Here is a 26,151-nt window from a genome sequence, read left to right as displayed (position 1 = left end):
TCGTGGAGGTGCTCGTGGCACACAAAGACGACGTCGGGCGGCGCGGTGAGGATTGCGCGGCCGAATACCTGCTGGAGGCGGGCTACACACTGCTGGAGCGGAACTGGCGGTGCGACCAGGGTGAGATCGACCTGATCGCAACTCGCAACGGCGACATCGTGTTCGTCGAGGTCAAGACCCGCTCCGGCACCGGATTCGGGCATCCGTTCGAGGCGATCACCGTGGCGAAACTGGCCCGGTTGCGCCGCCTGGCCGGGGCGTGGTGCCGGCAGTCCGGGCTGCGCGCCCGCCGGATCCGAATCGATGCGATCGCCGTGATCACCCGCCCGGGCCAGGAACCCCAGGTCGAACACCTCGAGGGGGTGTTCTGATGGGTCTGGCGCGTACCCATTCGGTCGCGCTGATCGGGCTGTCCGGTTCGCTCGTGGAAGTCGAGGCCGACATCTCGAGCCAGCTGCCGGGGCTGAAACTGATCGGACTGCCCGACGCGGCACTGGCGGAGGCCGCCGAACGGGTGCGCGCGGCGGCCAAGAACTCCGGGTGCGCGTTGAATGGGCACAAGCTCACGGTGAACCTGTCCCCGGCGGCGCTGCGGAAGCACGGTTCCGGGTTCGACTTGGCGATCGCCGTGGCGTGCCTCGCCGCCGACGATGTGATCGCGGCCGACTCCGTCGCCGCGGTCGTGCACATCGGCGAACTCGCCCTTGACGGCAGGCTTCGGCCAACACCGGGCATCCTCCCCGCGGTGATCGCCGCGGCGCGGGCCGGTCGCCGCACGGTGATGGTGCCGGCCGGCAACGCCGATGAGGCGGCGCTGGTGCCCGGCATCCGCGTGATCGGGGTTGCGTCGCTGCGCGACGCCCTGATCTGGCACGGTGCGCCGTTGGACCCGATCGAGGTGGAGGTGCTGAGCGCGCCGGCCGAGGCCGAGCCGGTGGACGAGACCCTCGACCTGCTCGACATCATCGGCAATGACGAAGCGATCCTCGCCCTGCAGGTCGCCGCCGCCGGCGGCCACCACGTGTTCATGCTCGGACCGCCCGGGGCCGGCAAGACCATGCTCGCGGCGCGGCTCCCCGGCCTGCTGCCTGACCTGGGGCCGTCCGCCTCCCTCGAGGTCAGCTCGCTGCGGTCGCTGAGCGGGCGCCCGGTCGGGCGCTCCCGGATCACCCGTCCACCGTTGGAGGCGCCGCACCACACCATCACTGCAGCCGCGATGGTGGGTGGGGGCACCGGGGTGATCCGGCCGGGTGCCGCGGCGCGGGCGTCGCATGGGGTGCTGTTCCTGGACGAGGCCCCCGAGTTCGGCGCGTCGGTGCTCGACGCGCTCCGGCAGCCGCTCGAATCCGGCCAGATCAGCATCCATCGCGCCAACGCCACCGCTCATTTCCCCGCCAGGTTCCAGCTGGTCCTGGCCGCCAATCCCTGCCCGTGCGGACAGTACGGTGCCGGCCGGTCCGGGGGAGCCGACCCGGAGTGCACCTGCCCGCCGCACGCCAGGCGGCGCTACCTCGCAAGGCTGTCGGGTCCGCTGCTGGACCGCATCGACATCCAGCTCACGGTGAAACGGGTGAGCGTGGCTGAACTGCGGTTGGCGGTTGACGGGGGCCGGCTCTCCAGCGCCGCGGCCCGGGAGCGGGTGCTCGCCGCCCGGGCAGCCGCCGCCGAACGGCTCGCCGGAACACCGTGGACCCTGAATTCCGAGGTGCCCGGACCGTGGCTGCGCGGTGCCGACAGACGCCTGGGCGGACAGGTCACCGCCATGCTGGACCGCTCGCTGGAGCGCGGTGGCATCACCATGCGCGGCTACGACCGCATCCTGCGGGTGGCCTGGTCGATAGCCGACCTCGCCGGGGTCAGCCGGCCCGGACCCGACGAAGTGGGGCAGGCACTGTACCTGCGGAAGGGAATGACCTCATGACCATGTTCGGCCTTGACGAGACCGTGGTGCGCGACGCCACCGCCGGCGTGCGCCCGGAGCACACCCGCGACGAGGACCGGGGTGCTGACCCGACAAGCCCGGAGCAGACGCACCCGGACCAGACGGGCCCGGAGCAGACGGAGTCGGGGCGGAAGCCGGTGGATCCGGGCGGGACAGCCGATCCCCGGGAGGTTTTCGCCCGGGCGGCGTGGACCACCATCGCCGAACCCGGCGACGGGGTGGCCGGTGCGGTGGTGGGCATCCTCGGTGCCGCCGCCGCGCTCACCGCAGTGGTCGAGGCGTGGCCCGCCGAACGTCTCACCCGGCGCCTGTCGGCAACCGTCGACGACAACGGGGCCGGCGATGCCTCCGGGCTCCGCCTGGGGCTCGAGCAGGCCCTGGCCCGGTGGCGGCCTCGGCTGTCCTCGGCCGAGGTGATCCGGTCGTTGCAGCAGGCCCGGCGCACCGGGACGGCGCTGCTGCTGCCCGGGGATCCGCTCTGGCCGGCCGGAGTCGACGACCTGGGACAACATGCGCCGCTCGCCCTGTGGTGGCGAGGCCGCACCGAGGCGCTCCACGCCCTCCGGCACTCGATCGCGCTCGTGGGGGCCCGCGCCGCGACCGGCTACGGCGAGAACGTGGCGATGGAGGCCGCCGCCGGACTCGTCGACCGCGGACTCGCCATCGTGTCGGGTGCCGCCTACGGCATCGACGGCATGGCCCACCGCTCGGCACTGGCGAGCAACGGCACGACCGTGGCCTTCCTGGCCGGGGGTGTCGACCGCTTCTACCCCAGCGGCCACGACGCCCTACTCAGCCGCATCGTGGAGGCCGGCGCCGTGCTCAGCGAGCTTCCATGCGGGGCGGCGCCCACCAAATGGCGATTCCTGCAGCGCAACCGGTTGATCGCGGCCGCGAGCGGCGCGACGGTGGTGCTGGAGGCGGGCTGGCGCTCAGGGTCGTTGAACACGGCCGGTCATGCCGCGGCGCTCGGGCGGCCGCTGGGCGCGGTACCCGGCCCGGTCACGTCGCCCACCTCCGCGGGCTGCCACCGTCTGCTGCGTGACTACGATGCCATCTGCGTGACCTCGGCCGCCGAGATGGCCGAACTGATCGGAGTGGGTGTCGACCTGGAACTCAACCTGAGCGGCGGCGACACACCACGGGAGCGCACCAGCGATCAGGTGCGGGTGTTCGATGCCCTCAGCGTGCGGGCGCCGCGGGTTCCCGCCGACATCGCCCGACGGTCGGGGCTGTCCACCGCCGCGGTGCTCGGCGCGCTGGGCGCCCTGGACTTCGAGGGCTCGGTCCGGGAACGGGCCACCGGCTGGGTGCGGGTCACCTGACCCGCCGCGCCGCCAACTGTTCCCCGTCCGGACAACTGGTCCCGGCACACCGGGACCAGTTGTCCGGAGCGGGAACAGTTAGTGGGGGCCGAGGCGGGCGTCGGGAAGGCGGGGGGTCGGGGGGTGCGCTTAGGGTGTGTTGTGGGGCGCGGCACGGTGGGCGTCTCGGACGGAGCCAGCGAAGAGTGTGAGGGGTCAGCCATGACGGGAACGGTACCGACCGGCGGGCACAGCGCAGCGCCATCGAACGCAGCGCCATCGAACGCAGCGCCATCGAACGCAGCCCCATCGAACGCAGCGCCGTCGAACGTGCAGCAGCAGTGGGGCCAGTACCCGCCGGCCACGCACCTGATCGCGCACCTCAGCGACACCCATTTCCTCGGAAACACCGAGGACGGTCGGGGCCGATTGCTCTACGACGCCGTCGACACCGACAGCACTGTCCACCGGGCGATGGCACAGCTGGAGTCCTCGGGGCTGGCCATCGACGCCATGGTCTTCACCGGCGACATCGCCGACCGCGGCGAACCGGATGCCTATCGGCGGGTGCGCGATATCGTCGAAGCGTCAGCGGAGCGCATGGGTGCCACGCTGGTGTGGGTGATGGGCAATCACGACGAACGCGCCGCCTTCCGCACCGAGCTGCTCCGCGTCGACGGTCACGACGCACCCATCGACGCCGTCGCCGACATCAACGGGCTGCGCCTGATCACGCTGGACACCAGCGTGCCCGGCTATCACCATGGCGAGGTCACGGCCGACCAGCTCGCCTGGCTGAGCGACGTGCTCGCCGAACCGGCCGAACACGGCTCGCTGCTCGCGCTGCACCACCCGCCGGTGCCCACCGCCCTGCCGCTGATGACGATCCTCGAACTGCGCGAGCAGGCCGCCCTCGCCGACGTGCTCGGCGGCAGTGATGTGCGCGCCATCCTCGGTGGGCACCTGCACTACGCCACCACCGGCATGTTCGCCGGTATTCCGGTGTCGGTCGCGGCAGCCACCTGCTACACCATCGACGTCGCAGCCCCACCGCGCCAACTCACCGGCGTCGCGGGCGGCCAGTCGATCAACCTGGTACACGTCTACGCCGACCAGGTGGTGCACTCAAATGTCCCGCTCGGTGTGTTCGACGTGGTTACCCGCTTCGACCCGGCCTACCTCGACCGGATGGAGTCCCTCAGCCCGGCCGCCCGTCTCGACGCCTTCTCCCGGCACCTGCCGGCGTAGGACCGTGGTGGACACGGGCCGGCCGGCATCGACCGCCGAGGCGGAAGAGGACGGGAGTATCGCGTCGCTGCCGCGATCCGCGGCGCGGGGGAGAGAAGCTGGAACCATGCACCTCGACCCGGCGATGGACGGCTACGCACGTTACCTCAGCGCCGAGCGCGGATTCTCCGCGAACACCGTTCGGGCGTATCGCGCCGACCTGGCCGGACTGGCCACGTTCGCCGAGGACCGGGGAGTGGACGACGTTCAGGACCTCGGACTCGAGCTGTTGCGTGATTGGCTGTGGGCCGGGACCGAGGCCGGCCTGGCGCGGGCGACGATCGCCCGGCGCTCCGCCTCCGCCCGCGGCTTCACCGCCTGGCTGGCCCGCGAGGGAACCCTGCCCAGCGACCCGGCCGTGCGCCTCCGCTCGCCCAAGCCCGGACGTACTCTGCCCCGCGTGATCAACCGCAGCCAGATGCAGGACCTTTTGGACCGGCTGCAGGCGGCGGCGAGCACGGGGGAGCCGGGAGCCGTTCGTGACCTCGCCATCATCGAGCTGCTCTACGCGTCCGGACTTCGGGTCTCTGAACTCGTCGGCCTCGACCTGGCCGACGTCGATCTCTCCCGGCTGACCCTGCGGGTCACGGGTAAGGGCGACAAGGAACGCGTCGTACCCTTCGGCGTGCCCGCGCAGACCGCGGTGGTGCGGTACCTGACCGTCGCGTGGCCGGTCCTGGCGGCCGCACCGACCGGCCCGGCCGGGACGCCGACCATGCGGAGCGGTGCGCGGAACGATCCGAAGGCCCTCTTCCTCGGCAGCTCCAGGAACCGGCTGGGGGTGCGCGCGGTGTACCGCACCGTGGCTGCCCTGCTCGAATCCATGCCGGGCACGGGTCCCGCCGGCCCGCACGCCCTGCGGCACACTGCGGCCACCCATCTGCTCGACGGGGGAGCGGACCTGCGCGCCGTGCAGGAGATGCTCGGCCACGCCAGCCTCGGCACCACCCAGATCTACACCCACGTTTCGGCGGAACGCCTTCAGCAGAGCTACCGGCTCGCCCACCCTCGCGCCTGACCCTGACCCGGCGGCATGCCGGCCCCCGGCCCAGCCGCGTCGAGGGGGAGCAGCACCGCCTGTTCGATGCCGCCGAGAAACAGCAGCGGCGAGATGTACTGGCCGTGCAGGCGCACACCGAAATGCTCACAGCGGTCGGCGCAGTGCCCGCCCGTCGCCACCGTCCCCACCACCTGCCCGGCACTCACCCGGTCGCCAACACGCACCGTGCCCGAGACCGGTTCGAAGCTGGAGAGGAGGTCGCCGGCGTGCTGGATGGACAGCACAGGCCGGTCGACCACGACACCTGAGAACGACACCACCCCGGCTGACGGGGCGCGTACCGGCGAGCCCGCCCGGCCGGGCAGGTCAATGCCGCGGTGCCCGGCCCCGTAGGTGCTCGCCGGCGCCTCAAAGGGCCGGAGCACGTCGTGGGGCGGCCCGACCGGCCAGTACCACCGCTCCGCCGGGGCTTCGCCCCTCGCCGCGGCCCCAGCTCCGGGAGGCGGGGCCGGGGTCGCGGGTGGGGCGACCACTGCGGCCGGGGCCGCCGACACGGTTGGCGCCGCACGGGCAGTGGTCGACGCGGGCTCGGGCGCAGGGAACACGCCCGCGAGCAGCAGGAGCACGGTGGAGCCGACGCGCGCGACACCGCCGTGGAGGAAGATCCGGGAACCGGTCATGCGACGATTGTCGCGGCGAACACCCATAGGTTCGGTCCCGGGGGTCGACCTGTGCACTCCGGGCGCCGCACGACGCCGGTGGAGGAGGCCGCACACGGGGGACGGCGGGGCCCGGGTGTCCGCGCCACGGGTCGACTGGGTGCTAGAGTTCTCTGAGCAGCGCTTTGCGCGCTGACTACGCGTGCCCATTCGGCCAACACACCCACTCGGTCCTGACTTCTCACGAAGTCGGGCGGGATGTGCGCCGGGCACCAGGAGTAGTGATCATCCGATCACGACACAAACCGATGGGCGTTTTCTGCTGTGCAGAAACGTCGGATAAGGAGTACGGCTCATGGCCGTCGTAACCATTCGCCAGCTGCTCGACAGCGGCGTGCACTTCGGGCACCAGACCCGCCGTTGGAACCCGAAGATGAAGCGATTCATCTTCACCGAGCGTTCCGGCATCTACATCATCGACCTGCAGCAGTCGCTCGGGTTCGTTGACAAGGCCTATGACTTCGTCAAGGAGACCGTCGCCCACGGCGGCACCATCCTCTTCGTCGGCACCAAGAAGCAGGCGCAGGAATCGATTTCGGAGCAGGCGACGCGTGTCGGCCAGCCCTACGTCAACCAGCGCTGGCTCGGTGGCCTCCTCACCAACTTCCAGACCGTTTCCAAGCGTCTGGCCCGCATGAAAGAGCTCGAAGAGCTCGACTTCGAGGACACCGCCAAGAGCGGCTTCACGAAGAAGGAAATGCTCATCAAGAAGCGCGAGCTCGTCAAGCTGCACAAGAGCCTCGGCGGAATCCGCAACCTGACCAAGACGCCGTCCGCGCTCTGGGTTGTCGACACCAACAAGGAGCACCTCGCCATTGACGAGGCGCGCAAGCTCGGCATCCCCGTCATCGCGATCCTCGACACCAACTGCGACCCCGACGACGTGCAGTACCCGATCCCGGGCAACGACGACGCCATCCGCTCCGTTGGCCTGCTCACCCGCATCATCGCGGACGCTGCAGCCGAGGGCCTCATCCAGCGTCACCAGAAGCCGGAAGAGGGCGCCGAAGTCGAGCCCCTCGCCGCGTGGGAAGCCGAGCTGCTCGCCGCTCCGGCCGAGACCACCCCGGAGCAGTCCTCCGCTGACACCGAGAAGGTCGCCGACGAAACCGTCGCCACCGAGCAGGTTGCAGAAGAGGCGCCCGCCGCTGAGCCCGCCGCGGCCGAAGCCGCAACCGAAGAGGTTGCAGCCGACGCTCCCGTAGCCGACACCAAGTAAGGACAACAGGTATGGCAAACTTCAACCTCGAATCCGTCAAGATCCTGCGCGAGCGCCTCGGCACCGGCATGGTCGACACCAAGAACGCACTCGTCGAAGCCGATGGCGACATCGAGCGCGCGGTCGAGATCCTGCGTCTCAAGGGTGCAAAGGGCAACGCCAAGCGCGCTGACCGTTCCACCTCTGAGGGCCTCGTCGCCGCCAAGGTGATCGGCAACACCGCTTACCTGCTGGAGCTCGCCTGCGAGACCGACTTCGTCGCCAAGGGCGAGAAGTTCGGCGCTCTCTCCGAGAAGGTCCTGGACGCGGTCTCCGCTGCCGGCGCCACCAACGTCGCCGAGGCGCTTGCCGCCCCGGCCGACGGGCAGACCGTCGGAGACCTCATCAACGGCGAAGCCGCGATCATCGGTGAGAAGTTCGAACTTCGCCGTGTCGCAGCCGTCACCGGTGAGAACTTCGAGATCTACCTGCACAAGACCAGCAAGGACCTGCCCCCGCAGGTCGGCGTGGTCCTGGGCTACGCCGGTGAGGATGCCGCGACCGCTCGCAGCATCGCCCAGCACATCTCGTTCGCGAACCCGGAGTACCTGGCTCGCGAAGACGTTCCCGCGGAGGCCGTTGAGACCGAGCGTCGCATCGTCACCGAGATCAGCGAGAACGAGGGCAAGCCGGCCGCCGCGCTGCCCAAGATCGTTGAAGGCCGCGTCAACGCGTACTTCAAGCAGGTCGCTCTCCTCGAGCAGGACTACGCCAAGGACAACAAGTTGTCCGTCGCGAAGGTTGTCGCTGACGCGGGCCTGACCATCTCCGGCTTCGCCCGGTTCAAGGTCGGCGCGTAACCAGCACCGCAGAATAGATGAAGGAGATCGGATCGCCCAGGCAATCCGGTCTCCTTCTTCTCTGCCCGTCGTCGAACCCACACGTTCGACCACGGGTTACAGCCCACCGGTGCTGAACCGGTAGTTTTAGAAACAGGCCACAACGGAAGGACGCTCACGGGCATGTCAGATACGGGTACGAAGCGCAGGGTCCTCCTCAAACTGTCGGGTGAAGCATTCGGGGCGGGAAGCCTCGGCGTCAACCCCGACGTCATCAGCAGCCTCGCCCGGGAAATCGCCGAGGCCGCACAGACCGTCGAAATCGCGATCGTCGTCGGCGGAGGCAACTTCTTCCGCGGCGCCGAACTCTCCCAGCGCGGCATGGACCGCGGCCGCGCCGACTACATGGGCATGCTGGGCACCGTCATGAACGCCCTCGCCCTGCAGGACTTCCTCGAGCAGGCCGGCGCTGAGACCCGCGTGCAGTCCGCCATCGCCATGACCCAGGTCGCCGAGCCGTACATTCCGCGCCGCGCCGAACGCCACCTCGAGAAGGGCCGCGTCGTCATCTTCGGCGCCGGTGCCGGACTGCCCTACTTCTCCACCGACACCGTGGCCGCCCAGCGCGCCCTCGAAATCGGCGCGGAGGTCGTGCTCGTCGCCAAGAACGGCGTCGACGGTGTCTACTCCGACGACCCGCGCACCAACCCCGACGCACACAAGATCCACAGCATCACCTATCAGGATGCGCTCCAGCGCGGACTCAAGGTCGTCGACTCGACGGCGTTCAGCCTGTGCATGGACAACAGCATGCCCATGCGGGTGTTCGGGATGGCTCCGCACGGCAACGTGACCGCCGCCATCCTCGGCGCCGAACTGGGAACCCTCGTCTCCAACTAGGATTATTGAAGCCCACCGAAGAAGGAGTCACCGTGATTACGGATGTCCTGTCCGACACCACCCAGCGCATGGATAAGGCCGTTGAGGCCGCGAAGGAAGACTTCGCCACCGTGCGAACGGGTCGCGCGAACCCGCAGATGTTCCAGAAGATCCTGGTCGACTACTACGGAACCCCCACGCCGCTGGGCCAGCTCGCGTCGCTGCAGAACCAGGAAGCCCGCACGCTCCTGATCACGCCCTACGACAAGAGCGCCCTGCGCGACATCGAGAACGCCATCCGGGATACCCCGAACCTCGGCGCCAACCTCGGCAACGACGGGATCGTCATCCGGGCGTCGCTGCCCGAACTGACCAACGACCGCCGCAAGGAATACGTCAAGATCGTCAAGACCAAGGGCGAAGACGCGAAGGTGTCGGTGCGCAACCTGCGCCGCAAGGCCAAGGACGAACTCGACGCGCTCAAGAGCGAGGTCGGCGACGATGACGTGGCCCGCGCGGAGAAGGAACTCGAGCAGATCACCAAGACCCACATCGACGCGATCGATGAGGCACTCAAGCGCAAGGAAGCCGAGCTCCTCGCCATCTAGGGGAGGCCAGCGAATGACGGACGATTCAGGGCCTGCCAAGCCACCCCAACGGGGCCGAGGTTCCACCCGCGCAGAATTCCGTGCGCAGGTGCAGTCGACCAAGGCTGACATCGAACGGCAGATGCAGGCCACCAAGGCACAACTGGATGCGACGAACGAGCGCATCGAGGCGCGCACCGGGCGCAACCTGATCCTGGCGACCCTCATCGGCCTGGTGCTGGGCGGGTCGATGCTGGTGAGCCTGATCTTCATCAAAGAACTGTTCATGATCGTGGCGTTCGTCATCGTCGGGTTCACGGCGTTCGAACTTGCCGAAGCGCTGCGGCGCGGCGGCCGGAACGTCCCGCGGATCCCGGTCCTGATCTCCGCCGTGGCGGTGGTGCCGGCGGCGTTCTACTGGGATGCCGGCGGACAGTGGCTCGCCACCCTCAGCGGTATCGCCCTGATCACCGTGTGGCGACTGGTCATGCTGCTCTTCCCCAAGCACCGCGCCCCACGGGACGTCGTGCTCGGCGATATCGGCGGCGGCTTCCTGATCCAGGTGTACGTCGTGTTCCTCGCCAGCTTCGCGGTGCTCCTGGTCACCCAGGAGGGCGGACAGTGGTGGGCGCTGGCGTTCCTGCTCCTCGTCATCTCCGCCGACACCGCCGCATACGCGGCCGGGCTGTCGTTCGGCAAGCACCGGATGGTGCCGTCGATCAGCCCCAAGAAGACCTGGGAAGGTTTCGCCGGCGCCTTCATCGTGTGCATGGCCGTCGGCATCCTCCTGGCCGTGTTCATGCTGGGCGAGCCGTGGTGGTTCGGACCGATCTTCGGCGTCGTGATCCTCGTCGCCGCCACCTTCGGCGACCTGGCGGAATCGCTGATCAAACGGGACCTCGGCATCAAGGACATGAGCTCCTGGCTGCCCGGCCACGGCGGTTTCCTCGACCGCCTGGACTCGATCCTGCCGTCGGCCGCCGCGGCGTACGCCCTGTACCTGATCTTCGCCTGAGCCCGTGGCTTTCGACACGGCCGCTTCGGTGAGGCAGAATGAGGCGGTGAGCACTACGTTTCCGCGGACCAGCAAGAAGACGCTCGGCTACAACCTCAAGCAGGTCGAGGAGTTTCTCGAGTCCACCCGACAGGCATACGACGCCAACGACGCCCAGGCCCAGCTGAGCGCCGCCGACATCCGGCACACGGCGTTCGCCATGGCCAAGGGCGGATACTCGCCCGAGCATGTCGACGCCGCCCTCGAGCGCCTCGAGGACGCGTTCGCGGCGCGGGAACGCGACCGTGCCGCCCGTGCCCTCGGCGAGCAGGCCTGGCTCGACCAGGCCCGCAGCACCGCGCAGGTCCTGATCAACCGGCTCGGCCGTCCGAACGGGCACCGGTTCGACCGCACCAGCTTCCTGACCACCGGCTACAACCGGGCGGACGTGGACCGGTTCTCCGCCAAGCTCGTCAAATACTTCCAGGACGGGCACCCCGTGACCGTGGACGACGTCCGCACCATCGTGTTCCGGCCGCAACGCGCCGGCTACCGCGAAGCTCAGGTCGACCTGGTGCTCGACGGCGTGGTCGACGTGATGCTCGCCGTCCGCTAAGAAAAGCGTGTCGTTATCGGTTCGTGACCCTCCATCTCCGATAGGGTCGAAGAATCGTGGGTAGACATGTGAACACTTCCGCGCCCGTACGGGGCGCATCGTCGGCGACCAGCCTGGCCAATCGCCAGTACCGTACCGTCGCCTCGGCCAGCGCCCCCCGGCCCAGCCGGCCGCCCCAGCGCAGCATGCAGCGCCCGAAGGCACGTGGGCACGCCGTTCTCTCCTTCTTCGCGTTCAGCGCCGCGGCCGCGTTCGTGCTCGTCACCGTCGTGGATCCGTACTCCGGCGCCACGGCGTCCCCGTACTTCCAGGTGCCCGGCGCCGCTTCCGACCAATACGGCGGAGCCGCCTCCGAGCGCTACAACGGTGAAGCCGCGCAGTCGATGCAGGTGGCCAGCACCGTCACCAACACCGTCACCATGGATGGTTACACCGTCGTGGAACCGGAGCCCGAACCCGAGCCCGTCGTGCCGGCCTCGGTGGCCGGCGTGGCGGTGGCACCGGGTTCGGCGCAGGCGTACGCGGCCGGCGCGGTGGCGTCCCGCGGCTGGGGCAACGACCAGTTCAACTGCCTGGTGAAGCTGTGGAACAAGGAATCCGGCTGGCGGGTCAACGCGGCCAACTCCAGCAGCGGAGCGTACGGCATCCCGCAGTCCCTGCCCGGCTCGAAGATGGCCAGCGCCGGAGCGGACTGGCAGACCAACGCCGGCACCCAGATCGAGTGGGGCCTGGGCTACATCAGCGGCCGCTACGGCACCCCCTGCGGCGCGTGGGGCCACTCCGTCGACGTCGGCTGGTACTAGTACCCCACGTCACACACCCGGGCCGGGTCGCGGGGTCCGGGTACACTTGAGCCATGCCGCGCAGCAATCGCCCCAAGGGCCGCCGAAGCGGCACCGGCGAAGACGAGGGCGATGACCTCTCCCGCATGCTGGCGGGCTGGCGCCGCACCGAAGTCAAGCGCGACGGGCTCTGGCACGTCCAGCCGATCAGCGCCGCCCAGGCGGCGAAGACCTACCTCTGCCCGGGCTGCCGGCTGGAGATCGCCCCTGGCGTGGCCCACATCGTGACCTGGCGCGGCGACGGCGTCACCGGCGACGCCGCAGACCTGGCCGCCCGCCGGCACTGGCACCTGCACTGCTGGAAAATCAAGTGAACCTGCAAGGAGCATCCATGGCCGCACCGGTCGAGATCCGTGGCGGCATCGAGCTGCCAGCCGTCCGCGAGCACATCGAACTGCACACCGAGGACGGCCTCACCCTCGTCGGTGAGCTCGCCGTGCCGCTGGACCGCCTACCGGTCGCGACGCTGGTGACGCTGCATCCACTGCCGACCAGCGGCGGGTTCATGGACTCGCACATCCTGCGGAAGGCCGCCGGGCGCCTGCCGGCTCTGGCCGACCTGGCTGTGCTCCGGTTCAACACCCGCGGCACCAGTTCCCCGCGCGGCACCAGCGAAGGCAGCTTCGGCCACGGCGACACCGAGCGGGCGGATGTGGCGGCGGCGATGGCCTTCGTCGCGGACCGCCACCTCCCGAACCCCTGGCTGGTCGGGTGGTCGTTCGGCACCGAACTGGCCATCAAGTACGGCCTCGAGCACCCCATCCGCGGCGCCATCCTGCTGTCCCCGCCGCTGCACCGGGCGACGGATGCGGAACTGGCCGCCTGGGCGGGCAACGAACGTGAACTCGTCGTCCTCGTCCCCGAGCACGACGACTACCTGCGCCCCGACTCCGCGCGGGCCCGGTTCGCCAGTGTGCCGGAGGCGACACTGATCGCCGTGGACGGCGCCAAGCACCTGTGGGTGGGGGAGAACCAGACCCGGCGGGTGCTCAACGAGATCGTGGCCGTGGTGAACCCCGCGGCCGGTCCGCTGCCCGACGAATGGGCCGGGCAGCTCTAGCCGGGCCTTACAGCTCGTTCTGGCGGGGGATGACGACCTGCTTGATGATCATGATCACCGACGCGGCCACCGGGATGGCGATCAGGGCGCCGAGGATGCCGAGCAGCGAGCCGCCGGCGAGGGCGGCGACCACGACAACTGCACCGGGAACGGCCACCGCACGGTTCATGATGTTCGGGCTGAGGACGTACGCCTCGATCTGCATGTAGACCAGGTAGTAGATGCCGGCCACCAGCACGGTGAGCCAGGAACTGCCGATGCCGGGGATCATGCAGGTGAGCACGATCAGGACGGAGCCGGTGATCGTGCCGACGAGCGGGATCAGGGAGAACAGGAACGCGATCACGGCCAGCAGGGCCGGGAACGGGGCGCCGATGATCGACAGGAAGATGAAGCTCAGGATGCCGTTACAGGCGGCGAGGGCGCCCTGGCCCACGATGAAACGTCCGACTGCGGTGGTGATCTGCTCACTGAGGTCAGCGAAGCGCTCCCGCTTGGAGGCGGGAACCAGCTGGTACATCGCCCGCTTGATGCTTCCGAGCGACGCCGTGAAATAGAGGGTCAGGATCAGGATGATCAGGCCGCCGAACAGACCGGTCACGATGGCGACACCGGACGCGACGATGGCGGACGTGATGGTCGTGACGTTGCCGCCGATGTAGTCCGTGACCGACTCGGTGATCTTCTGCACGTCCAGGCCCGGGAACTGCTTCTGCACGTCGTCGAGGAACGTCGACGTGTTCACCGAGGTGACCAGGTCGGGGATCCGCTCGGACAGCTTGGCGACCTGATCCACGATGATCGGCACGATCGCGAAGATCACCCCGGTCAGCACGCCGAGGACGGCGACGAGAACCGTGAGGATGGCGGCCCAGCGCGGGAACTTCTTCTTCTCCAGCCAGGAGACTGCGGGGTCGAGGCCGAGGGCCAGGAACAACGCCGCACCGATGTAGGTGATGATCGTGGACAGCGACACGATCGAGCTCAGGATCAACACCCCGACGCCGACGCCGAGGGTGCCCACCAGGCCCAGACGGAAGGCGTTTTGAATCTTCACAGTAGTCCCCACATTGTTGGGCCGGGCCGGGCCGGCTGCGTGAGCCGGACCGGTGAAGCCGCCATCGATTACTGGTCCTGGTCGGAGTTCACTTTCTCGGCCTGGGTCAGGACGCTGCGCAGGCTCTCGAAGTAGCCGGCGACTGAGTCGCGCTCAATCCTAATCTGGGCGAGACGATCCTCGGCGTCAGCGACCAGTTCACGGGTGCGTGTCTCCGCGTCGGCGAGAAGCTGCGCCGCGCGGTCCTCGGCGTCCCGTACGATGCGTTCGGCATCGTCGTTGGCGGTTTTCCGCTGGGCCTTGGCCTCGTCACGGGCTCCCGTGTCGAGGGTCTCGTTGAGCGCCCTGAGCTCCACGATGCGGGCGTTGGTGTCGGCCAGCTGCCTGGCGGAGTCGTCCAGGTACTTCTGGGTCTGTGCGACGGCCTGCTGGTGCCGGGACAGGTGGTCCTGCTCCGCCTCATCCCGGCGGGCCTTGAGCTCGATCTCGAGGTCGGCGCGGATCTGGTCGATCTCGCGCCGAAGCTTGGCCGCATCGTGTTCGCCGCGCTTGCGGGTGGCGGTGAGGTGGTTGTCCAGGTCGATGCTGGCCTGCTCGCTGTCGGCGTCGAAGTCGGCCTTGGCCTGCTCGAGTTCGCGGGCGAGGTCGGCCCTGGCCTGCTCGATCTCGGCGGCGAGGTCGGCGTGGGCCTTGTCGAGGTCGCGGGTGACGCCGGCCCGGTCGCGGTCCAACTCGCGATCGAGGTCGGTGTGCGCCTGCTCGCCCTCGATGGCGAGATCCGCCCTGCCCTGGTCGATCTCCCTGGCCAGGTCGGTGCGGCCCTGTTCGATCTCGATCGACAGCTCGGCACGGGCCTGTTCGGTCTCGTGGGCGAGGTCGATGCGGGCCTGTTCGGTCTCCCGGGCCAGGTCGATGCGGTCCTGTTCGGTCTCGGCTGCCAGGTCCAGGCGGGTCTGTTCGGTTTCGCGGGCCAGGTCGGCGCGTTGCTGGTCGAGCTCGTGCGCCACCTCCGCCCGGGTCAGTTCGGTCTCCCGGGTCAGTCCGGCGGCGATCTCCCTGGCCTCGGTGGCCTCGCGCTGGGCGACGACGCGCACCTCGGCGGCCTCGCGTTCGGCCGCCGAGCGGAGCGCGGCGACTTCCCGCTTGACGGTGGCACGCAATTCGGCCGCCTCGGTGGCGACGGCGCCGCGGATACCGGCCGCTTCCTGCAGGGCGTCCTGCACGAGCTGCTCGTGGGTCTGCTTAGCCCGGTCGAGGAGGTCATCCGCCTCGGCCTGGGCGTCATCGAGGATCCGGGTGGCCTTGACCGTCGCGTCGGAGACGGACCGACCGGCGTGGTCGGATGCCTGGCGCTTCATCGCGTCGACCTCGGCCGTCGCGGAGGCGCGCAGCTTCTCGGCGTCGATGTCGGCCTGGGCGATCACCCGGGTGGACTGTTCCTCCGCGACCCGCAGCGTGTTCTCGAGTTTGGTGCCCAGGCCGGAGAACGTGGGGCTGCCGACCTCTTCGATCTCGGCGTTCAGGTCGTCGATCCGGGCGCTGAGCCGCTTGATCTCCTTGGCGGATTCCGTGGCCTGCGCGTTCGCGTGAATGAGGTCGCGGCGGAGCCCCTGGAGGGCCTTGTCGACCTCGTCCTTGTCGTACCCACGGAATACCTGGGTGAAGTCAGCCTCGTCGGTCGCCACGTTGTCTCCTCATAATGGGGCCGTCCCGACCGGTGAAGCCGGAGCAGCCCGGTCAATTTTAGTGCCCCCACCGGCGGTCGCGTGCCCTGGGCGGCGGGGGATTGCGCTCATCAGGCCCCGAAAAAGGGTGCGGGGGCCGCTATTAGGCACCTCTCAGGAGCGTCCACTATCGTGAGACGTCCGTGTCTGTTGCTTTCCGGCCCCGACAAGCGGTGGTTGCGTTGTTCGATGCAGCCATCGGCAGGCAACACAGGAGGGTTTTACGTGCGTTTCGTCTTTGCCATTCTGGCTTTTGTCCTCGCCGCGCTCATGATCGCATTCGGTATTGCGCAGCGGACCATTTTTCTTGAACCCGACTCGGCGAGCATCAGCGCGAGCATCGAGGACGGTTCGCGGTACGCGGTCATCGACGGCAGCGCCCTCGCCGCGGTCCCCGGCAGCCAGACCCTTACCGTCAGCGGTGCAGACACCGTCTTCATGGCCTATGGCCGCACCGCCGACATCCTGGCCTGGATCGGTGACGACGAGTACGCGGCGGTCAACCTCGACGCCGACGGTACCGCGTTCACCGTGACCAGCGAGACCGGTACCCCCGTGCAGGCCGCTGCCACCGCCCTGCCGGCCACACTGCCCACCAATCCAGCGGGATCAGACCTCTGGCTGGAAGAGTTCACCGGGCAGGGATCGCTGACGACGACCCTGAACGTGCCGGACGGAATCTCGGTCGTGCTCGCGTCCGACGGCACCGCGCCGGCGCCGACCGATATCAGCGTGGCCTGGCCGACCGACAACTCCACCCCGTGGGCCGGCCCGCTGATCGTGGGCGGTGCGTTCATGGCGCTGGTCGGTTTTGTCATCTACCTGCTCGGGCTCCTGCACTTCCGCCGCTCCCGCCGCCCGCGCCGCAACGTACCCCGCGGCCCGCGGATGCCCCGGCTGCCGCGCGCACCGCGACCGAAGACCATCAAGGCCAGCGAGATCACCGGCCCGCGCCGGTCGATCGGCCGCTCCATGATCGCCGTCCCCCTGGTGCTGGTGACCGGGTTCGCCCTCTCCGGATGCTCGCCCGAATTCTGGCCTGCCGGCGCTCCCGAAGCGAGCGGCACAGCGACGGCGACCGCCACTCCCACCGCGACCGGCACGGAGACGCCCGTCGTCGACGAGCTGCCGCCGCCCGCGGTCACCCAGCCGCAGCTGGAACGGATCGTCGGGGGCATCGTCACGTTGACCGCCGCCGCGGACGCCGCCCTCGACGCCGACAGCCTGAGCACCCGGTTCACCGGGCCGGCCCTCGAGCAGCGCCTCGCCAATTACAAGATCCGCACGGCGGACCCGGCCGCGGCACCCACCGTCGCCCTGCCGGCCGCCCCGCTGACCCTGACGCTGCCCCAGCAGACCTCGACCTGGCCGCGTGTGGTCATGACGGTTTTGCAGTCGGCGGATGAAGCGTCAGTGCCGACCATGGCGCTGGTGCTCAAGCAGGCTTCACCGCGGGAGAACTTCCTCGTCGAATACACCATCCAGCTGGAGGCGTCCGCGACGGTCCCCGACGTGGCCCCGGCGAGCATCGGTGCGCCGCTGATCGCCCCGGACAACAAATTCATGATCATGGCGCCGGGCGAGGTCGGTCCCGCGTACTCGGACATCCTGCTCAACGGTGAGGCCAGTCCGGCCTTCCCCCTGTTCGAAGCGGAGGGCGACACCGCCCGCACGCAGCTGGGGGTCGAGAGCAAGGCCCAGCGGGAAATCGACCTGGAAGACACCGGCTCGATCGAGTTCAGTAACGCTGTCGGCAGCGGCGAGGTCGTCTCCCTTGCCACGAACGATTCCGGCAGTATCGTGGCTCTGAGCGTGAACGAGATCACGGTCGTGAAAGCCGTGAACGGCAAGGCGACCATCACCCTGGAGGGGCCCAGCAAGGCACTCTCCGGAATCGAAAGCACCGCCAAGGGTGTGCAGAGCACCTACAGCGTGCAGATCCTCTTCCACGTACCCCCCGCCAACTCAACCGACAAAATCGTTCTCCTTGGCTTCAGCCAGGGCCTGATCTCTTCTGTGGAGCTTCCATGACCGTTGTCCCCCCAGCCGGCGCCAACCTGCGCGGCGCCGTCGACCTGTCGTCGCTCGTCAACCGCCCGCCCGCTGCCGGCCCCGGCGCGCCCGCGGCCGGTGCGGCCCCCGGCGGAGCTGTCGCCGGTACGGTTCCCGTGCCGAACCTGGTGCTGGAGGGAACGGACACCAACTTCGCCGAGCTCCTCGAGCTGTCCAAGTTCGTGCCCGTCATCGTGGACCTGTGGGCCCAGTGGAGCGAACCGGCCACCCAGCTGACCCCGGTGATCGAGAACCTGATCCGGGAGTACAACGGCCGATTCGTCCTCGCCACGGTGGACATCGACACCAACCCTCAACTCGCCCAGGCCTTCCAGGCCACGTCCGTGCCCACGCTCGCCGCCGTGATCAACGGCCAGCCCGTGCAGCTCTTCGACGGCGTGCTGCCGGTGGTGCAGATCCGGGAGGTCCTCGAACGGGTCCTCGAGCTCGCCGCCCAGCACGGAGTGACGGGCGTCGCCGACGCCGCCGGGGGACCGGATGCCGAACCGGCCGAGCCGGTGGAACCGGAACTGCCGCCGCATCACCGGGAGGCCTACGACGCCATCGACCGGGGCGACTACGCCGCCGCGATCGACATCTACAAGCTCGCGCTGGCCCGCGACCCCCGCGACGCCATGGCAACGGCGGGTCTGGCCCAGGTGAGCCTGCTCGGCCGGCTGCAGGGCAAGACCATCGCCGAGGTGCGTTCAGCGGCCGCCGACGACCCGGACAACCTCGACGCGCAGCTACTCGTTGCCGACCTGGATCTCTCCGGCGGTCACATCGAGGACTCCTTCGACCGGCTGCTCGGACTGTTCCCCGGGCAGGACGCGGCGGGCAAGAACGCGATCCGCCAGCGGATGCTGGAACTCTTCGAGGTCGTCGGAGCCGACGACCCCCGCGTGCCGCCGGCCCGCAAGCGCCTCACCGCCCTGCTCTACTGACCCCGTCCTTACACAGCACAGCGCCCGTGTGGCGGCCTCAGACGACTGAGGCGACCACACGGGCGCTTTCGTGTTGCCCGGAGCGGTGCTAGCGGCGCAGGCGCAGCCAGAGGGCCCCGAGGGGCGGCAGGGTGATCGTCGCCGAGGCGGGGCGGCCCGCCCACGGCTCGGCGAAGGCGTGCACCTCGCCGAGATTACCCACGCCGGAGCCGCCGAAGTTCTCGGCATCCGTGTTGAGCAGTTCCTCCCAGACGCCGGCCTTGGGCAGGCCGACCCGGTAGCCGGTGTGCGGCTGGCCGGAGAAGTTGAACAGGCAGGCGACGGGGGTGCCGTCGTTGTCCCAGCGCAGGAACGTGACCACGTTCTCCGCCGCGGCGCCGCCGTCGAGCAGCTCGAACCCGCCGGGCTCGTTGTCCCTGGACCACAGCGCGGGCGTGTCCCGGTACACCCGGTTCAGCTGGCCGACGAGGGTGAACAGGCCACGGTGGCCGGGCTGGTCGAGGATCCACCAGTCCAGGCCGCGCTCTTCGCTCCACTCGGAGCGTTGACCGAATTCCGAACCCATGAACAGCAGCTGCTTGCCGGGGTGCGCCCACATGAACGCCAGGTACACCCGCACGTTCGCGAGCTGTTGCCAGGAGTCGCCGGGCATCTTGTTGATCAGCGAGCCCTTACCGTGCACGACCTCGTCGTGGCTGATCGGCAGCAGGAAGTTCTCGCTGAAGGCGTAGACGAACGAGAAGGTGATCTGGTTGTGGTGGTAGGCGCGGTGCATCGGGTCTTCGCTCATGTACTCGAGCGAGTCGTGCATCCAGCCCATGTTCCACTTGAAGCCGAAGCCCAGGCCCCCGCTGGAGGTGGCCGCGGTCACCCCGCCCCAGTTGGTGGATTCCTCGGCGATCATGATCGTGCCGGGGTTGCGCTTGTACGCCGTGGCGGTGATCTCCTGCAGCAGGCTGATGGCCTCCAGGTTCTCCCGGCCGCCGAACTTGTTCGGCTCCCACTCGCCGTCCTTCCGCGAGTAGTCCAGGTACAGCATCGAGGCCACGGCGTCGACCCGGAGGGCGTCGATGTGGAACTCCTCCAGCCAGTACAGTGCGTTCGCGACGAGGAAGTTGCGCACCTGCTTCTGGCCGAAGTCGAAGACGTAGGTGCCCCAGTCCATCTGCTCGCCGCGGCGCGGGTCGGGGTGTTCGTAGAGCGCCTGCCCGTCGAACCGGGCCAGCGCGAACTCGTCCTTGGGGAAGTGCCCCGGGACCCAGTCCATGATCACGCCGATGCCGGCCTGGTGCAGCCGGTCGATCAAGTAGCGCAGGTCGTCCGGGTGGCCGAAGCGGCTGGTGGGGGCGTAGTAGCCGGTGACCTGGTAGCCCCAGGACCCGCCGAACGGATGCTCGGACAGCGGCATGAACTCCACGTGGGTGTACGCGAGCTCCTCGAGGTAGCCGATCAGCTCGTCGGCCAGCGCCCGGTAGCCCAGGCCCAACCGCCAGGAGCCGACGTGCATCTCGTAGACGCTCATCGCCCGGTCGTGCGGGTCGGTGGCGCTGCGGGTCGCGAGCCAGTCCTGGTCGCCCCAGGTGTAGGCGGTGTCGCCGACGACCGACGCGGTGAGCGGCGGAACCTCGGTGTACCGGGCCATCGGGTCGGCCTTCTGCACCCACTCACCGGCCTGGGTGAGGATCTCGAACTTGTAGTTGGATCCGGCGGCGAGCCCGGGCACGAAGAGTTCCCAGACCCCGGTGCTGCCCATGTTGCGCATGGAGTGCAGGATGCCGTACCAGCCGTTGAAGTCACCGATGATCCGCACGGCGCGGGCGTGCGGCGCCCAGACCGAGAACGACGTGCCGCTGACGGGCTTGGTGACGCCGGTGAAGGTGCGCACGTGGGCGCCCAGGACGTCCCACAGGCGTTCGTGGCGGCCCTCGCCGATGAGGTGCAGGTCGAGCTCGCCGAGGGTGGGCAGATACCGGTACGGGTCGTCGCTGACCCAGGCCGGGCCGCCCTCGTAGTGGGCCTCGATCTCGTAGTCGTGCGGGCCGATGGTGCTCACACCCTGCCAGATGCCGTAGCCCAGGTGCGCCAGCTCGATCCTGGCACCGGTGGAGAGCACCGCGACGACCTCGTTGGCCAGCGGGCGGAGCGCCCGGATGACGGTGAGCGGGTCGAGGACGTTCGGCAGGTTCAGCAGGTGCTGGCCGAGGACCTCGTGCGGGTTGTAGTACGACCCGACGGAGACGGTCTCGAGGATGTGCGCGGAGATCACCGGAAGTTCGTCGGCGGGGCGGCCGGTGGCGTGTTTCATACGGCCAGTCCATTCTGTGTCGGTGCGTGGTGCGGGGCCTGGGGCCGCACGTGCAGGATGTGCACGGGCTCGGTGAACGCGTCCAGGCGAACGAAGTTGTCGGCCGTCCAGGTCCACACGGCGCCGGTGACGAGGTCTTCGACCTCGAAAGAGGAGCCGGCGGGCAGGCCGAACCGGGTGACATCGAGGTGCACGACCGTCTCGCGCACGGAATGCGGGTCGACGTTGGCGACGATGATCAGCGCATCCGGGCGGCCGTCGTCGGTGAACTCACCGGCGAGGTACTTGCTGTAGACCAGGATCGAATCGTCGTCGCTGGAGTGGATGTCGAGGTTGCGCAGCTGACGCAGCGCGGGGTGGGCGGCGCGGATGCGGCCCAGCTGCGCCAGGAACGGCGAGAGCGACTTGCCCAGCGCTTCGGCCTTGGCGTAGTCCCTCGGCCGGTACTCGTACTTCTCGTTGTCGATGTTCTCTTCGGCGCCGGGGCGGGCGACGCTCTCGTACAGTTCGAACCCGGCGTACACGCCCCAGGTGGGCGCGGCGGTGGCAGCGAGGGCCGCACGGATCTTGAACGCGGCCGGGCCGCCGAACTGCAGGTACTCGGAGAGGATGTCCGGCGTGTTCACGAACAGGTTCGGGCGCAGGAAATCCGCGGTGACGTGGGAGAGACCGTCGAAGAACTCCTCGAGCTCCTCCTTCGTGTTCCGCCAGGTGAAGTACGTGTAGGACTGCTGGAAGCCGACCTTGGCCAGGCCCTGCAGCAGGGCGGGCCGGGTGAAGGCCTCGGCCAGGAACACGACGTCGGGCGTTTCGCGGTTGATCGTGCCGATCAGCCACTCCCAGAAGTCCAGCGGTTTGGTGTGCGGGTTGTCGACCCGGAAGATCTTCACACCGACGCTGATCCAGTACCGCACCAGGCGCAGTACCTCGGCACGGATGCCGGCGGGATCGTTGTCGAAGTTGATCGGGTAGATGTCCTGGTACTTCTTCGGCGGGTTCTCCGCGTACGCGATGGTGCCGTCGGGCAGCGTCGTGAACCACTCGGGGTGCTCTTTCACCCACGGGTGGTCGGGGGAGGCCTGCAGGGCCAGGTCGATGGCGACCTCGAGCCCGGCGGTGTTCGCGGCGTCGAGGAAGAACCGGAAATCGTCGATGGTGCCGAGGTCGGGGTGGATGGCGTCGTGGCCGCCGGCCGCTGAACCGATCGCCCAGGGCGAGCCCGGGTCGTTCTCGCCGGCGTCGAGGGTGTTGTTCGGGCCCTTGCGGAACGCCCGGCCGATGGGGTGGATCGGCGGCAGGTAGAGCACGTCGAAGCCCATGGCGGCGACGCCGGGCAGGCGGGCGGCGGCGGTGCGGAACGTGCCGCTCTGCCAGCTGCCGTCCTCACGGGGCACTGCGCCCTCCGAGCGGGGGAAGAATTCGTACCAGGATCCGACGCCGGCGCGGGTGCGTTCGACCCGGACGGTGCGCTCGGCGGAGAAGGAGTCGAGGCTGGCCAGCGGGTGCGAGGCAGCGGCGGCGGTGATGGCGGGGTCGGTGACCACGGCCAGCCTGGCCTCCAGCGGGAGCCTCTTGTTGGCCAGGGTCTTGGCGGCCGCGGCGAACAACCGGCGCTGCACGATCGGCCGGGTGAGGTCCTTGCCGGCGGCCGCGAACAGGGTCGAGCCGATGAGGAAGGTGAGGTCGACGTCGATGCCGGCGGGGATCTTGATCAGGGCGGTGTGCACCCAGGTGGCGAAGTCATCCGCGTAGCCGCGCACCCGGTAGGTGTACGCGCCCTGGGCATCCAGGCGCACCTGCGTCTCGTACCGGTCCGTGCCCGGCACGGTGAGCCGCATCGGATGCTGCGTCGTCGTGCCGTCCGGCGCGGTGAGGTACAGCGTCACGCCGATGGCGTCATGCCCTTCCCGGAACGCGGTGGCGCCGAACGGAACAACCTCGCCGGCGAACGCCTTCGCGGGCCAGAGGTTGTCGTTGAGCTGAGGGGAGAGGTCGAGCACCGGGATGCGACCGACTTTGGTCTGCACCTCCGCCGGACTCGGCGTCGAGGGGGTGATAACGGTTCTTTTCGCTGTCTTAGCCACACAATGACCGTAGCGCGAACGAGGGCCGATTCGGTGGGGCACACGCACAGGATCGTTACCCGTTGTACCCGGTGCGCCCCTAAAGTGAGGTTCGTGAAGGCGATCCGTAAATTTACCGTCCGTGCTGTCCTGCCCGACGCGTTGTCCGCGCTCGACGAGCTGGCCGGCAATTTGCGCTGGTCGTGGCACGAACCCACCCGGCAACTCTTCGAACACATCGCCCCCGAACTCTGGCGACGCATCGGCACCGACCCGGTCGCCCTGCTCGGCGCCGTCGACCCGGCCCGGTTGGTGGAACTCGCCCAGGACCACGACTACGTCGCCGGTGTCAACGTGGTGCGGGATGACCTGCGGGCGTACCTGAACGAACCGCGCTGGTACCAGGGACTGACCGGCGACAAGCCCGCGTCGATCGCCTACTTCTCGCCGGAGTTCGGCATCGCGGCGGCCCTGCCGCAGTACTCAGGGGGCCTGGGGATCCTGGCCGGTGACCACCTCAAGAGCGCCTCCGACCTCGGCGTGCCGCTCGTGGGCGTCGGCCTGTTCTACAAGGCCGGGTACTTCAGCCAGGCGATCTCCACGGATGGCTGGCAGCTGGAGAGCTACCCGCTGCTCGACCCCGACGGGCTGCCGCTGTCGGTGCTGCGCCGGGCCGACGGCTCGCCCGTGCAGGTGTCCCTCGCCCTGCCTGACGACCGGACGCTGCACGCCAGGGTCTGGGAGGCCAGGGTCGGGCGCATCCGCCTTCTCATGCTGGACACCGACATCCCGGAGAACACCGACGAACTGCGCCAGGTCACCGACCGGCTCTACGGCGGCGGTGGCGAACACCGCCTTCTGCAGGAGCTGCTGCTCGGCATCGGCGGCGCCCGCGCCGTGCGCCTGTGGAGCAACCTCAACGGTCGTGCGGAACCGGAGGTGTTCCACACCAACGAGGGCCATGCCGGGTTCCTCGGCCTTGAGCGCATCTCCAGCCTGATCGGTGAGGGGCTGAGCTTCGCCGAGGCCCTGCAGGTTGCCCGCGCCGGAACCGTCTTCACCACCCACACTCCCGTCGCAGCCGGCATCGACCGGTTCGAGAGCGCCCTGGTGCGGCGCTATTTCGAAACCGACCTGCTGCCCGGCGTGGCCGTGGACGACCTCCTCAGCCTGGGCGCGGAGAGCTACCCCGGGGGCTCGCCGGATGTCTTCAACATGGCCGTCATGGGCCTGCGATTGGGCCAGCACGCCAACGGGGTCTCGAAACTGCACGGCGAGGTGAGCCGACGGATGTTCAACGGCCTGTGGCCCGGTTTCGACGCCAGCGAGGTGCCGATCACGTCGATCACCAACGGGGTGCACGCGCCCACCTGGACGGACCCGGCCCTCAAGGCCCTCGCCGAGAACCGGTTGGGCACCAGCGACACCTCTGCCGCCGACTGGGCCTCACCCGCGGTGAGCGACGAGGACCTCTGGGACGTGCGCGGCGACATGCGCCGCCAGTTCGTCGAGGACGCCCGCCGGCGCATCGCCGCGGCGTGGCTGGTGCAGAACCCGGGCGGCCTCGTGCCGGCCTGGATCAACCAGGTCTTCGACCCAAACGTCCTCACGATCGGCTTCGCCCGCCGGGTGCCCACCTACAAGCGCCTCACCCTGATGCTGCACGACCCGGAGCGGTTGCGAGCCCTGCTGCTGCACCCGGACCACCCGGTGCAGATCGTCATCGCCGGCAAGTCCCACCCCGCCGACGAGGAGGGCAAGCGGCTGATCCAGAAGATCGTGCAGTTCGCCGCCGACCCCGAGCTGCGCACCAGGATCGCGTTCCTGCCCGACTACAACATCGGCATGGCCCAGCTGATGTACCCGGGCACCGACGTGTGGCTGAACAACCCGCTGCGCCCGCTCGAGGCGTGCGGCACGTCCGGCATGAAGGCCGCCCTGAACGGCGCCCTCAACCTGTCGATCCTGGACGGCTGGTGGCCGGAGTACTTCGACGGCCAGAACGGCTGGGCGATCCCCTCCGCCGATGCGAGCACCAACCCGGCCGAACGCGACCGGCTGGAGGCCGACGCCCTGTACGAGCTCATCGAGCATCAGGTGGCGCCGCCCTTCTACGACCGGGATGGCGACGGCGTGCCCGTGCGCTGGGTGGCCAACATCCGCCAGACCCTGGCCGGTCTCTCACCCGAACTGAACGCCGGCCGAATGGTGCGTGAATACGTGGAAAAGCTCTACCGGCCCGCCGGCGCCTCCGAGGCACGGCTGTCCGCCAACAACTACCGCGGCGCCCGGGAACTTGCCGCGTGGAAGTCGCGAATCGTCGACTCCTGGCCCGGGGTCGCGGTCGAACACGTGGAGTCCGGCGGTGTCGCGCCCGTGCCGCAGGTGGGCGACGAGCTGCGGCTGCGCGCACACGTGCAGCTCAACGGCCTTGACCCGGCGGATGTGACGGTGCAGGTCGTCTACGGCCGGAGCCAGGGCGGGGATGACCTGTCCGACGTCAGCACGCAGGCGCTCGAACCCATCAACGACGCCCTCAGCCAGGACGCCACCGAACCGGTTGTGCACGGAGCGCCGACGCTGTTCACCGGCGCCGTCGAACTGGACCGGGCCGGCGGGTTCGGTTACACGGTGCGGGTGGTGCCGCGCCACACGCTACTGGCCGGGCCGGCCGAGATGGGGCTGGTCGCCGTCGCGAGCTGACCTGGCTCCGCCTCCGATCCCGCCACAGCGCCCACC

At 69.2% G+C, this 26,151-nt stretch carries 22 protein-coding genes; 17 read left to right on the top strand and 5 right to left on the bottom strand.

Annotation, left to right across the window (positions count from 1 at the left end):
- Positions 1 to 14 precede the first annotated feature (14 nt).
- From ACU5E9_RS04565 to ACU5E9_RS04545, 5 genes are all read left to right on the top strand, one after another.
- Positions 15 to 371 carry a YraN family protein gene (locus ACU5E9_RS04565; RefSeq protein ID WP_456812437.1) on the top strand — a complete coding sequence of 119 codons (357 nt, stop codon included), beginning with the start codon at positions 15 to 17 and terminating at the stop codon, positions 369 to 371.
- Positions 371 to 1,921 carry a YifB family Mg chelatase-like AAA ATPase gene (locus tag ACU5E9_RS04560; protein ID WP_456812436.1) on the top strand — a complete coding sequence of 517 codons (1,551 nt, stop codon included), beginning with the start codon at positions 371 to 373 and terminating at the stop codon, positions 1,919 to 1,921. The genes ACU5E9_RS04565 and ACU5E9_RS04560 overlap by 1 nt, the downstream gene beginning before the upstream one ends.
- Positions 1,918 to 3,267 (top strand): DNA-processing protein DprA, encoded by a 1,350-nt coding sequence (gene dprA / locus ACU5E9_RS04555; RefSeq protein WP_456812435.1) that lies wholly within the window; start codon positions 1,918 to 1,920, stop codon positions 3,265 to 3,267. Before ACU5E9_RS04560 ends, dprA begins: the two co-directional genes overlap by 4 nt.
- Before the next feature lie 309 nt (positions 3,268 to 3,576).
- Positions 3,577 to 4,494 (top strand): metallophosphoesterase, encoded by a 918-nt coding sequence (locus ACU5E9_RS04550; RefSeq protein WP_456812434.1) that lies wholly within the window; start codon positions 3,577 to 3,579, stop codon positions 4,492 to 4,494.
- Between the two features lie 106 nt (positions 4,495 to 4,600).
- The gene (locus ACU5E9_RS04545) at positions 4,601 to 5,551 is read left to right on the top strand and encodes a tyrosine recombinase XerC (protein ID WP_456812433.1); all 951 of its coding nucleotides are present in this window, start codon (positions 4,601 to 4,603) and stop codon (positions 5,549 to 5,551) included.
- Here the strand turns inward: ACU5E9_RS04545 and ACU5E9_RS04540 are convergent.
- Positions 5,524 to 6,213, bottom strand: a complete 690-nt coding sequence (locus tag ACU5E9_RS04540; protein WP_456812432.1) for a M23 family metallopeptidase — start codon at positions 6,211 to 6,213, stop codon at positions 5,524 to 5,526. The genes ACU5E9_RS04545 and ACU5E9_RS04540 overlap by 28 nt on opposite strands.
- 334 nt (positions 6,214 to 6,547) lie before the next feature.
- On the opposite strand from ACU5E9_RS04540, the gene rpsB reads away from it, so the two are divergent.
- The 9 genes from rpsB to ACU5E9_RS04495 all read left to right on the top strand — a co-directional run bounded on the left by rpsB (position 6,548) and on the right by ACU5E9_RS04495 (position 13,267).
- Positions 6,548 to 7,471 (top strand): 30S ribosomal protein S2, encoded by a 924-nt coding sequence (gene rpsB, locus ACU5E9_RS04535; protein ID WP_456812431.1) that lies wholly within the window; start codon positions 6,548 to 6,550, stop codon positions 7,469 to 7,471.
- Between the two features lie 11 nt (positions 7,472 to 7,482).
- A complete protein-coding gene (gene tsf, locus ACU5E9_RS04530; protein ID WP_456812430.1) occupies positions 7,483 to 8,310 on the top strand; it encodes a translation elongation factor Ts in 828 nt (275 codons plus the stop codon).
- A gap of 162 nt (positions 8,311 to 8,472) precedes the next feature.
- Positions 8,473 to 9,189, top strand: coding sequence for a UMP kinase (gene pyrH, locus ACU5E9_RS04525; protein ID WP_456812429.1), 717 nt, complete (start codon positions 8,473 to 8,475; stop codon positions 9,187 to 9,189).
- A gap of 32 nt (positions 9,190 to 9,221) precedes the next feature.
- Positions 9,222 to 9,776: a ribosome recycling factor gene (frr, locus tag ACU5E9_RS04520; RefSeq protein ID WP_456812428.1), complete on the top strand. Its 555-nt coding sequence runs from the start codon at positions 9,222 to 9,224 to the stop codon at positions 9,774 to 9,776.
- Positions 9,777 to 9,864: 88 nt separating this feature from the next.
- Positions 9,865 to 10,770: a phosphatidate cytidylyltransferase gene (locus ACU5E9_RS04515; RefSeq protein ID WP_456812427.1), complete on the top strand. Its 906-nt coding sequence runs from the start codon at positions 9,865 to 9,867 to the stop codon at positions 10,768 to 10,770.
- A gap of 46 nt (positions 10,771 to 10,816) precedes the next feature.
- Positions 10,817 to 11,365: a DivIVA domain-containing protein gene (locus ACU5E9_RS04510; RefSeq protein ID WP_456812426.1), complete on the top strand. Its 549-nt coding sequence runs from the start codon at positions 10,817 to 10,819 to the stop codon at positions 11,363 to 11,365.
- A gap of 68 nt (positions 11,366 to 11,433) precedes the next feature.
- On the top strand, positions 11,434 to 12,168 hold the full coding sequence (locus ACU5E9_RS04505; RefSeq protein ID WP_456812425.1) for an aggregation-promoting factor C-terminal-like domain-containing protein: 735 nt from the start codon (positions 11,434 to 11,436) through the stop codon (positions 12,166 to 12,168).
- Positions 12,169 to 12,221: 53 nt separating this feature from the next.
- Positions 12,222 to 12,521, top strand: a complete 300-nt coding sequence (locus tag ACU5E9_RS04500) for a hypothetical protein (RefSeq protein WP_456812424.1) — start codon at positions 12,222 to 12,224, stop codon at positions 12,519 to 12,521.
- A 17-nt stretch (positions 12,522 to 12,538) separates the two neighbouring features.
- Positions 12,539 to 13,267: an alpha/beta hydrolase gene (locus ACU5E9_RS04495; RefSeq protein WP_456812423.1), complete on the top strand. Its 729-nt coding sequence runs from the start codon at positions 12,539 to 12,541 to the stop codon at positions 13,265 to 13,267.
- A gap of 7 nt (positions 13,268 to 13,274) precedes the next feature.
- On the opposite strand, the gene ACU5E9_RS04490 is transcribed toward ACU5E9_RS04495, so the two are convergent.
- Positions 13,275 to 14,324 (bottom strand): AI-2E family transporter, encoded by a 1,050-nt coding sequence (locus ACU5E9_RS04490; protein ID WP_456812422.1) that lies wholly within the window; start codon positions 14,322 to 14,324, stop codon positions 13,275 to 13,277.
- A gap of 68 nt (positions 14,325 to 14,392) precedes the next feature.
- A complete protein-coding gene (locus ACU5E9_RS04485) occupies positions 14,393 to 16,009 on the bottom strand; it encodes a DivIVA domain-containing protein (RefSeq protein WP_456812421.1) in 1,617 nt (538 codons plus the stop codon).
- A gap of 264 nt (positions 16,010 to 16,273) precedes the next feature.
- Between ACU5E9_RS04485 and ACU5E9_RS04480 the strand changes: the two genes are divergently transcribed.
- Positions 16,274 to 18,079, top strand: a complete 1,806-nt coding sequence (locus tag ACU5E9_RS04480; protein WP_456812420.1) for a hypothetical protein — start codon at positions 16,274 to 16,276, stop codon at positions 18,077 to 18,079.
- The gene (locus ACU5E9_RS04475) at positions 18,076 to 19,044 is read left to right on the top strand and encodes a tetratricopeptide repeat protein (RefSeq protein ID WP_456812419.1); all 969 of its coding nucleotides are present in this window, start codon (positions 18,076 to 18,078) and stop codon (positions 19,042 to 19,044) included. The genes ACU5E9_RS04480 and ACU5E9_RS04475 overlap by 4 nt, the downstream gene beginning before the upstream one ends.
- 88 nt (positions 19,045 to 19,132) lie before the next feature.
- Here the strand turns inward: ACU5E9_RS04475 and glgB are convergent, their stop codons facing one another.
- Together glgB and ACU5E9_RS04465 are read right to left on the bottom strand one after the other, a co-directional pair.
- Positions 19,133 to 21,349, bottom strand: a complete 2,217-nt coding sequence (gene glgB / locus ACU5E9_RS04470) for a 1,4-alpha-glucan branching protein GlgB (RefSeq protein WP_456812418.1) — start codon at positions 21,347 to 21,349, stop codon at positions 19,133 to 19,135.
- A complete protein-coding gene (locus tag ACU5E9_RS04465) occupies positions 21,346 to 23,376 on the bottom strand; it encodes a maltotransferase domain-containing protein (RefSeq protein ID WP_456812417.1) in 2,031 nt (676 codons plus the stop codon). Before ACU5E9_RS04465 ends, glgB begins: the two co-directional genes overlap by 4 nt.
- A gap of 150 nt (positions 23,377 to 23,526) precedes the next feature.
- On the opposite strand from ACU5E9_RS04465, the gene glgP reads away from it, so the two are divergent.
- Entirely contained in the window at positions 23,527 to 26,115 is a 2,589-nt protein-coding gene (glgP, locus tag ACU5E9_RS04460) for an alpha-glucan family phosphorylase (RefSeq protein ID WP_456812416.1), read from the top strand.
- The last annotated feature ends 36 nt before the right edge of the window (positions 26,116 to 26,151 follow it).

It is taken from the genome of Cryobacterium sp. AP23 (genome assembly GCF_054075385.1).
The sequence above is the reverse complement of the archived record's forward strand: the minus strand, read 5'-3'. Positions and strand labels throughout refer to the sequence as shown.

What these genes read in the sequence shown, in the direction of transcription:
- rpsB (WP_456812431.1), top strand. Translation starts at nt 6,548, where the DNA reads ATGGCCGTCGTAACCATTCGCCAGCTGCTCGACAGCGGCGTGCACTTC.
- ACU5E9_RS04545 (WP_456812433.1), top strand. Translation starts at nt 4,601, where the DNA reads ATGCACCTCGACCCGGCGATGGACGGCTACGCACGTTACCTCAGCGCC.
- ACU5E9_RS04560 (WP_456812436.1), top strand. Translation starts at nt 371, where the DNA reads ATGGGTCTGGCGCGTACCCATTCGGTCGCGCTGATCGGGCTGTCCGGT.
- dprA (WP_456812435.1), top strand. Translation starts at nt 1,918, where the DNA reads ATGACCATGTTCGGCCTTGACGAGACCGTGGTGCGCGACGCCACCGCC.
- ACU5E9_RS04475 (WP_456812419.1), top strand. Translation starts at nt 18,076, where the DNA reads ATGACCGTTGTCCCCCCAGCCGGCGCCAACCTGCGCGGCGCCGTCGAC.
- ACU5E9_RS04500 (WP_456812424.1), top strand. Translation starts at nt 12,222, where the DNA reads ATGCCGCGCAGCAATCGCCCCAAGGGCCGCCGAAGCGGCACCGGCGAA.
- ACU5E9_RS04540 (WP_456812432.1), bottom strand. Translation starts at nt 6,213, where the DNA reads ATGACCGGTTCCCGGATCTTCCTCCACGGCGGTGTCGCGCGCGTCGGC.
- glgB (WP_456812418.1), bottom strand. Translation starts at nt 21,349, where the DNA reads ATGAAACACGCCACCGGCCGCCCCGCCGACGAACTTCCGGTGATCTCC.
- pyrH (WP_456812429.1), top strand. Translation starts at nt 8,473, where the DNA reads ATGTCAGATACGGGTACGAAGCGCAGGGTCCTCCTCAAACTGTCGGGT.
- ACU5E9_RS04495 (WP_456812423.1), top strand. Translation starts at nt 12,539, where the DNA reads ATGGCCGCACCGGTCGAGATCCGTGGCGGCATCGAGCTGCCAGCCGTC.
- tsf (WP_456812430.1), top strand. Translation starts at nt 7,483, where the DNA reads ATGGCAAACTTCAACCTCGAATCCGTCAAGATCCTGCGCGAGCGCCTC.